The following is a 13,646-nucleotide window of genomic DNA, read 5'->3' on the forward strand; positions in this document are numbered from 1 at the left end:
CCATGAGCACGAGCGTGGCGGCGAGCGCCGCCCCCTCAAGCAGCGCGGTCGCCGAGCGCCGTACGGTCGCGCTCAGCGGCCTGCGCGGCGCGATCGCACGCAACATGGCGCAGGGCTGGCAGGCACCACGGGTAGCGCACTCGGTGGACGTCGACCTGAGCCGCGTCGAAACCCTGCGCGCCGAGCGCGCGGCGGCCGGCGAGAAGCTCAGCCTCAACACCCTGGTGATCCACGCGGTGTCGCGAGCGCTGCGCAGCCATCCGCGGCTGAACGCGCTCATGCGCGAAAAGGAAATCGAGCTCGTCGACGACATCAACATCGGCATCGCCGTCGCCCTCGACGATGGCCTGATGGTGCCGGTCGTGCGTCAGGCCGACACCAAGCCGCTGGCCGCACTGGCGGCAGAGGCCCGCCAGCTCGCCGAGGGCGCGCGCACCGGCGCGCTCACGGGCGGGGCCTACCAGCGCGGCACCTTCACCGTGACCAACCTTGGCGGCACCCGCGTCGACCGCTTCAGCCCGGTCATCAATCCGCCCCAGGTCGCCATCCTCGGCGTCGGCCGCACGCGCCAGCAAGCGGTAGTGAAGGACGGCAGCGTGGTCGCCGCGGCGGTCGCCAACCTGACCCTGGTGTTCGACCACCGCGCGGTCGATGGCTACCCGGCCGCGCTCTTCCTCGGCGAGGTCGCGCGCCGGCTGGAACAGGCGGAGTTCGACTGATGCCCGTCGCCGCCCTCGCCTCCTCCAGCACCCGCCGCCGGCCGGGCGCGGCCGGCACGGCCCTGACCCTGGTACGCGCCACGGCCGAGCAGGACTGGAACACCCGCCAGCTCGCCACGCCGGTGACGGCGCCACGGGTGCGCGTGTGGGCCTACCCGGCACCCGGCGTGGTGTTCGGCTGCGCTCAGGCGGCGCTGCATGGCGAAGCGCTGCGGGCGGCGCGTACCCAGTGTGAGCTGGTGCAGCGCCGTGCCGGCGGCGGCGCCGTACTCACCGGTCCGTGGATGCTGTCGTCGTCGATCGTGCTGCCACCTCAGCACCGCCTGCTGGCCGGCGGCACCGTCACCAGCTATCGCTGGCTCGGCATCCTCCACGCCGGCCTGCTGCGCGACTTCGGCATCGCGGCGCATGCGCTGGCGCCGGACGAGCTCGCCCGTCGTCCGTCCGACCCCGCCCTGGCCTGGGCCTGCTTCGGCGGGCTGTCGCCCTGGGAGGTGATCGCCGGCGGCCGCAAGCTTGTCGGCCTGGCCCAGCTGCGCCGCCAGCAGGGCGTGCTGCTCACCACGGGCACGCTGCTGCAGCGTCCGGACTGGTCGCTGCTGTGTCGTGCGCTCGGGCGCCCCGACGACGATGTCGCCCGCCTCGATGCCGCCACCACCTCGTGCGCAGACCAGCTCGGCACCTCGATCCACATCGAAACCCTGGCCGACAGCCTGCAGCAGATGCTGACCGACGTGCTCGGCGATTGCGAGCCGGAGAACGGCAGCTGACACACCCGCAGCCCCCGATTCCGCAGAGAACCGGCCGCAAGGCCTCGATAACAGCAAGGAGACAACCATGAGCAACACAACATCACGCCCACCGATGCGCGTCGTCGAAAAGCGCATCACCTTCTCCCGTCGCGGCTTTCTCAAGGGTGGCGGCATGGCCGCCCTCGGCGTCGGGGCGCTGAGCACCGCCACGCTGATGCTGCCGGCCAGCGAGGCGCTGGCCGCCAACTTCAAGGTCCTCGGCGCCAGCACCGGCAAGACCCTGCTGCAGCTGGCGCGCGACATCTTCCCCCACGACCGCATCTCGGACCGCTACTACCTGCAGGCGCTCGAGCCCCTGGAGGCGCAGGCCGGGCAGGACGAAAAGCTCAAGACCCTGCTGACCGAGGGCGTGGCCGCACTCGACCGGCTGGCGAAGCTGCGCTTCAAGAAGGCCTACACCGACCTGCCCAAGGAAAGCGACCGCCTGACGCTGCTCTACGTCATCGAGCACGGCGCCTTCTTCCAGAAGGTGAAGGGCCACCTGGTCACCGGCTTCTACGACAACAAGGCGGTGTGGCAGCTATTCGGCTACGAAGGCTCGTCCTGGGAAAAGGGCGGCTACATCAACCGTGGCTTCGACGACATCGACTGGCTGGACGAAGCCTGACCCGCCGACCCTGACACACAACAACACCAAGGAGACACATCATGAGCGCGAAATTCTCGCTGGACGACGACAGCGTGGTGGTCATCGTCGGCTCGGGCGCCGGCGGCGGCACACTGGCCGACGAACTGACCAAACGCGGGGTGAATGTCGTCATCCTCGAAGCGGGCAAGCACTACACCCAGAATGACTTCGAGAACGACGAGTGGGCGATGTTCCACAAGATCTCGTGGCTGGACAAGCGCATTTCGGCCGGCGGCTGGCATCACACCGACACCTATCCCAACCTGCCGGCCTGGATCGTCAAGGGCGTGGGCGGCTCGACCATGCACTTCTCGGGGCTGGCGCTGCGCTTCCTGCCGCACGATTTCCGCATCAAGAGCACCTATGGCACGGTCGATGGCGCCAACGTGCTCGACTGGCCGATCAGCTACGAGGAGCTCGCGCCCTACTACGACATCGCCGAACGCAAGATGGGCGTGGCCGGCACCAAGGCCAGCGGTCTGCCCGAGATGCCGCCGAACAACCACTACAAGGTGATCGCGGCTGGCGCGAAGAAGGTCGGCTACAAGGACATCAGCCGGCCGGTCGCCTCCAACACCCGACCCAACGACGGCCGCCCGGCTTGTCAGCAGATCGGCTTCTGCATGCAGGGCTGCAAGATCGGCGCCAAGTGGTCGACGCTGTACTCGGAAATCCCGCGCGCCATCGAAACCGGCCATGCCGAGCTGCGCCCGCAGAGCATGGTGCTCAGGATCGAGCACGACAAGAGCGGCAAGGCCAGCGGCGTGCTCTACGCCGACAAGGACGGTCGCCAGCACCTGCAGAAGGCGCGCGTAGTGTGTGTGGCCGGCAACTCGATCGAATCGCCGCGGCTGCTGCTGAACTCCGCCTCCAGCCTGTTCCCGAACGGGCTGGCGAACTCCTCGGGCCAGGTCGGCAAGAACTACATGAACCACACCACGGCGGCCGCGATCGCGATCCACAAGGGGCCGGTGTACATGTACCGCGGCTTCGACATCGCCGCGGTGATCTCCGACGAGGCCCAGCTCAACCCCGACCGCGGCTTCCTCGGCGGCTACCACCTCGAGGGCCTGGCGCTGCACCTGCCCTTCACCGCCGCGTTCATGAAGCCGGGCGGCTGGGGACGCGAGGTCACCTCGGCGCTGGAGCAGTACGACCACATGAGCTGCGTGTGGGTGTGCGGCGAGGACATGCCGCAGGAAGAGAACAGCATCACCCTGCACCCGACCGAGAAGGACCAGTACGGCCTGCCCATCCCGATCGTGACCAAGACCGACCACACCAACGACGCGGCCATGCGCCGCCATGGCCTCGCCCAATGGCGCAAGGTATCCGAGGCGGTCGGTGCGACGCGGGTGATCGACATGCCGCCCTACCCGGCAAGCCACAACATGGGCACCAACCGCATGAGCGCCAACGCCCGCGACGGCGTGGTGAACAAGTGGGGCCAGACCCACGACATCAAGAACCTGTTCATCTCCGACGGCAGCCAGTTCACCTCCAGTTCGGCGGCCAACCCGACCCTGACCATCGTCGCGCTGGCGGTGCGCCAGGCCGAACACATCGCCAACGCCATGCAGCGCCGCGAACTCTGAGCCTCAGCGTGCAGCCTCGGGCACACCGCCGGGGCCACATCCTCAACCACAAGAAACGGAGACATCCATGAGCCAGACAAACAGCTTCCGCCGCATCCTGTCGGCGGCCATGATCAGCGCCGGCCTGGCCGCCGCCAGCCTGCCCGCGCAGGCCGAACCGATCCCGGGCATGCGCGGCATGCAGCACATCGGCATCACGGTGCCGAACATGAACGAGGCCGTCGCCTTCTTCCGCGACATCCTCGGCTGCGAACCGTCATTCACCTTCGGCACCTTCAAGTTCGACGACGACTGGATGGCGCGCCATCTCGACGTGCATCCGCGCGCCACGATCAGCGACTTCCAGATGGTCCGCTGCGGCAACGGCACCAACCTCGAGGTCTTCGAGTACACCGCCCCCGACCAGAACCGTCGCGGCCCCCGCAACAGCGACATCGGCGGCCACCACCTCGCCTTCTACGTCGATGACATGGATGCCGCCGTCAGCTACCTCAAGGCCAAGGGCGTGCGCGTGCTCGACTCGCCGAGCACCTTCACCGAAGGCCCTGCGGCCGGGCTGACCTGGGTCTATTTCCTCGCGCCCTGGGGGCTGCAGCTCGAACTCGTGAGCGCCCCGAACGGCATGGCCCACGAGAAGACACTGCAGCGCAAGCTCTGGGACCCGCGCTTCCCCGCCAGCTGAGTCCCGCTCCAGCCCGCATGCTCCCGGGGCGCCCATGCGCCACGGGCTCGGCGGTTTCCCATGCCTGACTCCCTCCTCCAGGCGTTTTGCGGGGCGTGCCGTCAAGGCCGCCCCGCCCTTTTCTGTTGAGCCGCAGGGAAGGGAGGAGTAACTTGTACCGTCACACACAGAGACCGAACCATGGTCCGCACCGGGCACCCGCATGACACTGCCCGGAAGAGGAGACGAGATGCTGGCCCAATCACAACGGGAGCACATTGATCACGTGCTCGCCGTATCACAGACCGGAGCGCCCCCGTCCGACCGCATCGGGAGTTCGTGGGTACGCTGCATCCGCGACTACGGACTCGACCCCTGTCGCCCGACGCGCGCCCATATCATCGAGCATGCGCGCCTGCGCGAACACCAGGACCATATCGAAGAGTTCCTCGGTGTCGCCCGCACCGGCATGGAGCAGCTCTACAAGCGCATGGCCGGCATCGGCTACGTGCTGCTGCTGACCGACGCCCACGGCATCGCGGTGGACTTCATCGGCAACGACGCCTGGGCGCGCGAACTCAAGCAGTCCGGCCTCTACCTTGGCGCCGACTGGAGCGAGGCGCGCGCCGGCACCTGTGCGGTGGGAACCTGCATCGTCGAGAAAACGCCGATCACGGTCCATCACGCCGACCACTTCGACGCCACCCACATCTCGCTGACCTGCAACGCCGCCCCCTTGTTCGACCCCACCGGGGATTTCCTCGGCGTGCTCGACGTCTCCGCACTGACCTCGCCTTCGCCCCGCGACAGCCAGCACCTGGCGCTGCAGATGACCACCATGTTCGCGCAGATGGTCGAGGACGCCAACTTCCTGCGCTACTTCCGCGACCGCTGGGTGCTGCGCCTGGGCTCGGCATGGTCGATGGTGGATGTATCGGGCGAGATCATGCTCGCCTTCGATGCCGACGGCGTCATCGTCGGCACCAACAGCGGCGCCCGCAAGTCGCTGCGCCCCTTGCGCGGCGGCAATGACGGCGCGCTGGTCGGCCGCACGCTCGGCGAGATCTTCCGCGAGGGCATGGACTCGATCTGGCGCATTGCCCGGGCCGGCTTCACCGCGGACCGCACCGCGCTGTCGACGGGCAGCGGCGAGGTCTACTACGGCACCGTCGTACAGCCCCGCATCGCCCCGCGTGCGGCACGGTCGACCGAAACCGAAGCGGCTGCGCGCGCGCCGGCGCTCGAACGCCTGGCGGGCGACGATCCGCAGATGCAGCGCCTGATCGCGCAAGCCTCCAGGCTGGTCAACCGCCCGGTCAACATCCTGGTCCACGGCGAAACCGGCACGGGGAAGGAGGTCCTCGCCAAGGCCCTGCACGAGTCCAGCGAACGCGCTGCAAAGCCCTTCGTGGCGGTCAATTGCGCGGCCATTCCCGAGTCGCTGATCGAGAGCGAATTGTTCGGCTATACCGCCGGCACCTTCACCGGTGGGCGCAGCAAGGGCATGCGCGGCCTCATCCAGCAGGCCGACGGCGGCACCCTCCTGCTCGACGAGATCGGCGACATGCCGCTGCACTTGCAGACCCGGCTGCTGCGGGTCCTGGCCGAGCGCGAGATACTGCCGCTCGGCGCCGAAAAGCCGATACCCGTCAACCTGACCGTGGTCGCCGCCTCGCACCGCGACCTGCGCAAACTGATCGCCGAGGGCAGCTTCCGCGAAGATCTCTACTACCGCCTGTGCGGGGCCATCCTGTACCTCCCGCCGCTGCGCGAACGCCGCGACCTCGACTACCTGATCGAGCGCCTGCTGGCGGCCGAGGGCAGCGAACTCGGCACCAACGCCACCCTCGACTTACGCGCTCGCCATGCCCTGCTCGACTACAGCTGGCCCGGCAACGTGCGCCAGTTGCGCAACGTGCTGCGCTTCGCGCTGGCGGTCTGCGATGGCGGAACGATCACCACCGATGACCTGCCCGCAGAGCTCATGTCCGCCGACCACCGCGCCCCCGCAGCAACCGAGGGCTCGGAGGCAACACGCGGCGAGGCGGCCGAACTCGAGGCCGCGCTGCGCCGCCAGCGCTGGAACGTCACTGCCGCCGCAGTAGAGCTCGGCATTGCGCGCGCCACCGTGTATCGGCAGATGAAGCGCTTCGGCATCGTGCCGCCGAACCAGCTGTGAACGCGCGCCTGGCACGGGCACACGCATGCGGCGTGCCCACGCGGGCTCAGGACATCACGCAGCCTGCACCCGGAATACCGCCTGGTCGCCCCAGTGCTCGATCAGGATGCGCGCCACGCGTTGCTGCCAGAGCTCACCGAAGCGCCGGCGCGCATCCGCATCGGCCTCGCCACGCAGGCAGGCGCCGAGCAGCACCGATGTATCGGGGTGGGCCGGCACGCGTGAAAGGTCCGCGGCGGCATCCACCGCCGCACCGCTGTCGATGCGTGTGAAGCGCAGCGACAATGGCAGCGCCACCTCGAACTGCTGCAGCTCGCGGCGCACGAAAGCGCCGCCGATGCCCTTGAAGCCGCCCTGCTGGGCCGCGCCCGTGAGCAGCGTGAGCACGCTGGCGATGACGCCGGTGACGCCGGCATCCAGCCGCTCCGCGAAGTCAATACGCACACCGCCACGTTCCGGCAGCTCGCCGGGGTAGAGCGCGGCCAGCGCCTGACAACCGAGCACATAGGCCGAGGCCACGGTCGGACACGAGTGACCGGCGAGCCTGACCGCATCCTCGTAGCCATACTCGAGCACCCCTGCGTCGGCGGCGCCGAGGAAGTCGGCAAGTGGATCGCGCACACGCAGGCGCGGCACATGGCGGTAGAAATCGGGCAGGCTCATGAGGGCTCCTCGCGACCGGGACTGGACGCAACGCAACAGTGCAAGTCGCGGATTGTCCTCGGCGCCGCATGGCAGGGCCTTGATCCACCTCAGGGCCCCAGGGCAATCGCACCAACCGCATCGGCCCCGGAAAGCGCGGCGCGCATCGCCCGCCGTGGGAGCGACGCCAGTCGCGGGGGGTTGAAGGCGATGACGACGGGGGCTGCCCGAAGAGCTCGCGGCTTGCGCCGCGCCTACCGGAAAGCGCGGCACGCATCGCCCGCCGTGGGAGCGACGCCAGTCGCGAGGGGTTGAAGGCGATGACGACGGGGGCTGCCCGAAGAGCTCGCGGCTTGCGCCGCGCCTACCGGAAGGCGCGGCGCGCATCGCCCGCCGTGGGAGCGACGCCAGTCGCGAGGGGTTGAAGGCGATGACGATGGGGGTCGCGCGAAAGACTCGCGGCTCGTCCTGCTCAGACGCGCAGGTCGACCTGGCTCACGGTGCCGACACGGCCGTCCTCGCGCAGATAGATGCTGCTCGCACGCATCAGGCCCTGGGTGTCGTTGGCAGCGTCCTTGAGACTGAACGGCGTATCGACCCTACCGAGATAGAAAGCGCCGACGCCGGCTTCGTTCAAGGTCTGCAGCCTGCCCTTGCCCTCGGCATCGGGCGACCACAGCCGCAGTTGCGACCATGCCGCATCGGCCTCGTCGATCCAGCCGTTGCCGTCGTCGTCGAGGCGGGCAAGCTCTGCGAAGCCGTCGCCGCTGGCCGGACCGAAGAGCTCGCGGCCGTCATCGATACGCCCGTTTCCATTGCGGTCGAAGGCCAGGAAGCCACTGCCATTGAGCTGCGGCAACTGCTCCTTGCGGCCGTCGCCATCAAGATCGAAGTCGAAGCGCACATCCGACAGGGCTGCCGCCGGACCGCCGAAGTCGAGCACCAGCGGGTCCTTCAGGCGCTGGTCGCCAGCACGCAGGCTGAACGACACCGACTCGGTGTAGCTGCGCGACATCGCGAAGCCGAGCTCGAAGCGGATTTCGGCGCCATCGGCGGTGCGCACCACGCCGGCAGCACTGAAGGCCAACTGCTCGGACTCGGCGTAGGTCGCACTGAAGTCGTACTCCACGCCGAAGCCGGCGCGGACCGCAGCGACCTGCCCCGTGCCGATGCCAGTCGCCATGTCAGGGCTCGACGCCCCCCCTGATGCGCCTGCCCCCAGGTCGCGCAAGTCGAGGCGGCGCACCGGCTCGCCGGTGAGGAACTCGATCATGCGCACGAGCACGGCCAGACGGGGGTCGCGGTCGATCACGTCCTCCATCGCCTGCTCCACCGTTGCAGCGTCCGCAGTCAGCGCAGCCTGGCCTGCGGCGGAGATCTGCACCGCGCCACGCCCGGACTGAGCACCCGTCGCTTCCGGCGCGTCGCGCCACACCGCCAGGCGCTCGCGCACCTCGGTCGACTGGGAGAAGCGGTGCGCAGACTGGAGTTCGATGTCAAAAGCGGCGATCTTCATGGGCGGACTCCCGGCTTGCGTGGCGATGGATGATTAACGGCATCCGGATCAAGGACTTGAGCCCACCTTGATGCCCTGGCGACAGCGCTCGGCATGGCCACCGCCGCCGTGCCTCGCTTCACGCACGACGCAATTGATTCCGCTCATGGAGTCATTCCATGACAAATGTCAAATGTTGCACCGCAATGTCTTCGTATCGTGGTTCATCGTCGGCATCGAGGAGTGTTCCATGAGCACCAAGATCACCATCGACGGCAACGAGGCCGCCGCCTCCGTCGCCTTCCGCGCATCCGAAGTGATCGCGATCTACCCCATCACGCCCTCCTCCAACATGGGCGAGCTGGCCGACGAATGGGCTGCCGCGGGCAAACCCAACCTGTGGGGCAGCGTGCCACGGGTGGTCGAGATGCAGTCCGAGGGCGGCGCCGCCGGCGCAGTCCACGGTGCCCTGCAGGCCGGTGCGCTGGCGACCACCTTCACCGCCTCGCAAGGCCTGCTGCTGATGATCCCCAACATGTACAAGATCGCCGGCGAACTGACGCCCACGGTCTTCCATGTCGCGGCACGCGCGCTCGCCACTCATGCGCTGTCGATCTTCGGCGAGCACTCCGACGTGATGTCCACCCGCGCCACCGGCTTCGCCCTGCTGGCCTCGAACTCGGTGCAGGAGGCGCACGACTTCGCCGCCATCGCCAGCGCGGCAACACTGGCCGGCCGGGTGCCCGTGCTGCATTTCTTCGATGGCTTTCGTACCTCGCACGAGGTCGCCAAGATCGATTTCGTCACCGACGATGTGCTGCACGCGCTGCTGCCGGCCGAGCGCATCGCGGCGCAGCGCGCACGCGCGCTGTCGCCCGAGCGCCCGGTGATCCGCGGCACCTCGCAGAACCCGGACGTGTTCTTCCAGGCCCGCGAGGCGCAGAACCCCTGGTTCGACGCCTTCCCCACCGTCGTGCAGCAGGCGATGGACGACTTCGCCGCGCTCACCGGCCGCCGCTACAAGCTGTTCGACTACGTCGGCGCGCCCGATGCCGAGCGCGTGATCGTGATCATGGGTTCGGGTGCGGACACGGTGGAAGAGACGGTGGCCCACCTCGCCGCCCGCGGCGACAAGGTGGGCCTGCTGAAGGTGCGCCTGTTCCGCCCCTTTGCCCCCGCCGCCCTGCTCGCGGCGCTGCCGCACAGCGTGCGCAGCCTGGCGGTGCTCGACCGCTGCAAGGAACCCGGCGCCGACGGCGAGCCACTGTTCAAGGACGTGATGGTGGCGCTGGCCGAGGACCAGGCCGGCACCGCACCCCACTTCGCCGCCATGCCGAGGGTGATCGGCGGCCGCTACGGCCTGGGCTCCAAGGAGTTCAACCCCGCCATGGTGTGCGCCGTGTTCGCAGAGTTGCAGCAGGCCGCGCCGCGCCGCCGCTTCACCATCGGCATCGAGGACGACGTCACCGGCCTGTCGCTGCCCTGGGACGCCGGCTTCCGCACCGACGCCGCCGCCAGCGCCTTCGCCGCGGTGTTCTACGGCCTGGGCTCGGACGGCACGGTGTCGGCCAACAAGAACTCGATCAAGATCATCGGCGACGAGACCGCGCTCTTCGCCCAGGGCTATTTCGTCTACGACTCCAAGAAGTCGGGTGCAATGACGGTGTCGCATCTGCGCTTCGGCCCGCAGCCGATCCGCTCGGCCTACCTCACCGGCGAGGGCGACGCCAGGTTTGTCGCCTGTCACCAGCCGCTCTTCATCGAGCAGCACGACGTGCTCGCCCACGCCGCACCGGGCGCGGTGTTCCTGCTCAACGCCAGCCTGCCCGCCGACAAGGTGTGGGCGACGCTGCCGGCGGCGATGCAGCGCCGCATGGTGGAGAAGAAGATCAGCTTCTGGGTCATCGACGCCTACCAGGTCGCGCTCGACGCCGGCATGGGGCGGCGCATCAACACCGTGATGCAGACCTGCTTCTTCGCCATCTCCGGCATCCTGCCGCAGGACCAGGCGATCGCCGCGATCAAGCGCGCGGTGGAGAAGACCTACGGCCGCAAGGGCCGGCGCATCGCCGAGCAGAACTACCGCGCCATCGACGCCACCGTGGCCGCGCTGCAGCGCGTCGACGTGCCCGAGACGCCGGCCGCGCCAGACGCCGCGGCCGGCGCGGTTGCGATCGCCGCCGGCCTCGACGCCTTCACCCGCCGCGTCACCCTTCCCCTCATCCAGGGCAAGGGCGACGCCCTGCCGGTGTCGCTGCTGCCGGTCGACGGGACCTGGCCCACCGGCACCGCGCGCCACGAAAAGCGCAACCTCGCGCTCGAAATCCCGGTGTGGGACGAGAAGCTATGCACCCAGTGCGGCAAATGCGTCTTCGTGTGCCCGCACTCGGCGATCCGCGCCAAGATCTTCCCTTCTGATCTCGTCGCCGACGCCCCTGTTGCTTTCAAACACACTCCCGCGCGGAGCAAGGACTACGCCCCCGGCACCCACATGAGCTACCAGGTGGCGCCCGAGGACTGCACCGGCTGTACGCTGTGCGTGGACGTATGCCCGATCCGCGACAAGTCCAACGTCTCGCACAAGGCGCTCAACATGGCGCAGCAGCCCCCGCTGCGCGCGCAGGAGGTGGAGAACTGGGACTACTTCCTCAAGCTGCCCGACCTCGCCCGCCGCGACGCCAAGCGCAGCACCATCCCCGGCTCGATGCTGCTGCAGCCGCTGTTCGAGTTCTCCGGCGCCTGCGTCGGCTGCGGCGAGACACCCTACATCCGCCTGGCCACACAGCTCTTCGGCGACCGCATGCTGGTGGCCAACGCCACCGGCTGTTCGTCGATCTATGGCGGCAACCTGCCGACCACGCCCTACTGCACCGACGCCGACGGCCGCGGCCCGGCCTGGAACAACTCGCTGTTCGAGGACAACGCCGAGTTCGGCCTCGGCATGCGCCTGGCCACCGACCAGCTCGCCGCCGCCGCGCGTACCCAGTTGCAAGCGCTGGCGGCGACCCATGGCGAGGCGCTCGGTGCTGAGCTCGTCGCCGCGCTGCTCGATGCCGACCAGCACACCGAGGCCGGCATCCACGAACAGCGCGAACGCGTCGCACTGCTGAAACAGAGTCTCGCGACCATCGACACCCCGGCCGCGCACCAGCTCGCGGCGCTCGCCGAGTACCTGATCCGGCGCAGCGTGTGGATCATCGGCGGCGACGGCTGGGCCTACGACATCGGCTTCGGCGGCCTCGACCACGTGATGGCCTCGGGCGAGGACGTGAACATCCTCGTGCTCGACACCGAGGTGTATTCCAATACCGGCGGACAGAACTCCAAGGCCACACCGCTGGGCGCGGTGGCCAAGTTCGCCGCCGGCGGCAAGCCCGCGCACAAGAAGGACCTGGCCAAGATCGCGATGGACTACGAGAACGTGTTCGTCGCCAAGGTGGCCTACGGCGCCAAGGACGTGCATACGCTCAAGGCCTTCCTCGACGCCGAGAGCTACCCGGGGGTGTCGATCATCATCGCCTACAGCCCCTGCATCGCCCACGGCGTGGACATGTCCTTCAACCTGCACCAGCAGGACCTGGCGGTGAAGTCCGGCCACTGGCCGCTGCTGCGCTACGACCCACGGCTGCGCGCACAGGGCCGCAACCCGCTGTCGGTGGATAGCGCTGCGCCGAGCGTGCCCTACCGCGACTTCGCCCGCAACGAGGCCCGCTTCACCGTGCTCGAGCGCCAGAACCCCGGTGCGTCCGAGCGCTTCCTGAATGAGGCCGAACGCCACGCCCGCCACCGCCACCACGACTACATGGAGCTGGCCGCCCTGCCCGCCATGGACGAAACTGGCAGCGGGGATGCCGCCGCCCGCACCGGAGACACGCAAAATGGCTGAGCTCGACACCCCCGACCTGCGCACCACCTACCTCGGCCTGGCGCTGAAGAACCCGCTCGTGCCGTCCTCCACGCCGCTCAGCCGCAGCCTCGACCCGGTGCTCCATCTGGAGGACGCTGGAGCGGCGGCAATCGTCATGCACTCGCTGTTCGAGGAGGATGTGATCAACGACGAGCGCATGCTGGACCGCTTCCTGATCCATCCCGACACCTTCGGCGAAGCTGCCGGCCACCTGCCTGCCGACGCCGGCTACCAAAGCAAGCTCGACACCTACCTCGAGCAGATCGAGTGCCTGAAGGCGCGCTTGTCCATCCCGGTCATCGCCAGCCTCAACGGCAGTTCGCTGTCGGGCTGGGTCGAGCTCGGCCGCGAGATGGAAGCAGCCGGCGCCGACGCGCTCGAACTCAACGCCTGGTACATGGCGAGCGACCCGGCGCTCACCGGCACCGCGCTGGAGGAGCGCTACCTCGCCCTGCTGCGCGAGCTGACTGCGGTGGTCAAGATCCCGGTGACGATGAAGCTGTCGCCCTTCTTCTCCGCGCTGCCCAACTTCGTTGCCCGCATCGAAGCGGCCGGCGGCGCCGGCGTGTCCCTCTTCAACCGCTTCTTCCAGCCCGACATCGACCTCGACACCTTGTCCGTGGTCGACCGCGTGCAGCTGTCCTCGCCGGCCGACGGCCTGCTCACGATGCGCTGGATCGCGCTGCTGCACGGCCACACCAGCCTGAGCCTGGCCGCGACCGGCGGCGTGCATGGGGCAGAGGGCGCGCTCAAGATGCTGCTCGCCGGCGCCGACGTGGTGCACATGGCGAGCGCATTGCTGAAGAACGGCCCGCAAGCCCTCACCGAAACGCTGGCGGGCATGACGCGCTGGATGCACGAGCGCGAATACGAATCGGTGGCGCAGCTAAAGGGCTCGATGAGCCAGCGCAGGCTGGCCGACCCGAGTGCCTTCGCGCGTGCGGCCTATCTCAACGCGATCGACTCGTTCAGCCCGCCGCCCGGGGTGCGTTACTGAGGACGGCAGGC

At 68.7% G+C, this 13,646-nt stretch carries 10 protein-coding genes; 8 read left to right on the forward strand and 2 right to left on the reverse strand.

Going from position 1 to position 13,646, the window contains the following annotated elements:
- Nucleotides 1-2: 2 nt before the first annotated feature.
- The 6 genes from P7F68_RS06865 to P7F68_RS06890 all read left to right on the forward strand — a co-directional run bounded on the left by P7F68_RS06865 (nucleotide 3) and on the right by P7F68_RS06890 (nucleotide 6,594).
- Nucleotides 3-719, forward strand: a complete 717-nt coding sequence (locus tag P7F68_RS06865; RefSeq protein ID WP_277831778.1) for a dihydrolipoamide acetyltransferase family protein — start codon at nucleotides 3-5, stop codon at nucleotides 717-719.
- The gene (locus tag P7F68_RS06870) at nucleotides 719-1,489 is read left to right on the forward strand and encodes a lipoate--protein ligase family protein (protein WP_002930609.1); all 771 of its coding nucleotides are present in this window, start codon (nucleotides 719-721) and stop codon (nucleotides 1,487-1,489) included. The genes P7F68_RS06865 and P7F68_RS06870 overlap by 1 nt, the downstream gene beginning before the upstream one ends.
- Nucleotides 1,490-1,556: 67 nt before the next feature.
- Nucleotides 1,557-2,138: a twin-arginine translocation signal domain-containing protein gene (locus P7F68_RS06875; RefSeq protein WP_232431674.1), complete on the forward strand. Its 582-nt coding sequence runs from the start codon at nucleotides 1,557-1,559 to the stop codon at nucleotides 2,136-2,138.
- Between the two features lie 41 nt (nucleotides 2,139-2,179).
- The gene (locus P7F68_RS06880; protein WP_277831779.1) at nucleotides 2,180-3,754 is read left to right on the forward strand and encodes a GMC family oxidoreductase; all 1,575 of its coding nucleotides are present in this window, start codon (nucleotides 2,180-2,182) and stop codon (nucleotides 3,752-3,754) included.
- A gap of 67 nt (nucleotides 3,755-3,821) precedes the next feature.
- Nucleotides 3,822-4,436, forward strand: a complete 615-nt coding sequence (locus tag P7F68_RS06885; protein WP_002930615.1) for a VOC family protein — start codon at nucleotides 3,822-3,824, stop codon at nucleotides 4,434-4,436.
- Between the two features lie 229 nt (nucleotides 4,437-4,665).
- Nucleotides 4,666-6,594 carry a sigma-54-dependent Fis family transcriptional regulator gene (locus P7F68_RS06890; protein ID WP_277831781.1) on the forward strand — a complete coding sequence of 643 codons (1,929 nt, stop codon included), beginning with the start codon at nucleotides 4,666-4,668 and terminating at the stop codon, nucleotides 6,592-6,594.
- A gap of 54 nt (nucleotides 6,595-6,648) precedes the next feature.
- Here the strand turns inward: P7F68_RS06890 and P7F68_RS06895 are convergent, their stop codons facing one another.
- Complete coding sequence (locus tag P7F68_RS06895; RefSeq protein WP_277831783.1) at nucleotides 6,649-7,257, reverse strand: hypothetical protein; 609 nt, start codon at nucleotides 7,255-7,257, stop codon at nucleotides 6,649-6,651.
- 451 nt (nucleotides 7,258-7,708) lie between these two features.
- Nucleotides 7,709-8,752: a hypothetical protein gene (locus tag P7F68_RS06900; protein ID WP_277831785.1), complete on the reverse strand. Its 1,044-nt coding sequence runs from the start codon at nucleotides 8,750-8,752 to the stop codon at nucleotides 7,709-7,711.
- A 229-nt stretch (nucleotides 8,753-8,981) separates the two neighbouring features.
- On the opposite strand from P7F68_RS06900, the gene nifJ reads away from it, so the two are divergent.
- Nucleotides 8,982-12,617 carry a pyruvate:ferredoxin (flavodoxin) oxidoreductase gene (gene nifJ / locus P7F68_RS06905; RefSeq protein WP_277831786.1) on the forward strand — a complete coding sequence of 1,212 codons (3,636 nt, stop codon included), beginning with the start codon at nucleotides 8,982-8,984 and terminating at the stop codon, nucleotides 12,615-12,617.
- Nucleotides 12,610-13,635, forward strand: coding sequence for a dihydroorotate dehydrogenase-like protein (locus P7F68_RS06910; RefSeq protein ID WP_002944085.1), 1,026 nt, complete (start codon nucleotides 12,610-12,612; stop codon nucleotides 13,633-13,635). The genes nifJ and P7F68_RS06910 overlap by 8 nt, the downstream gene beginning before the upstream one ends.
- Nucleotides 13,636-13,646 lie beyond the last annotated feature (11 nt).

Origin of the sequence: Thauera mechernichensis (assembly GCF_029588855.1) — a bacterium.
Classification (GTDB): Bacteria; Pseudomonadota; Gammaproteobacteria; order Burkholderiales; family Rhodocyclaceae; genus Thauera; species Thauera mechernichensis.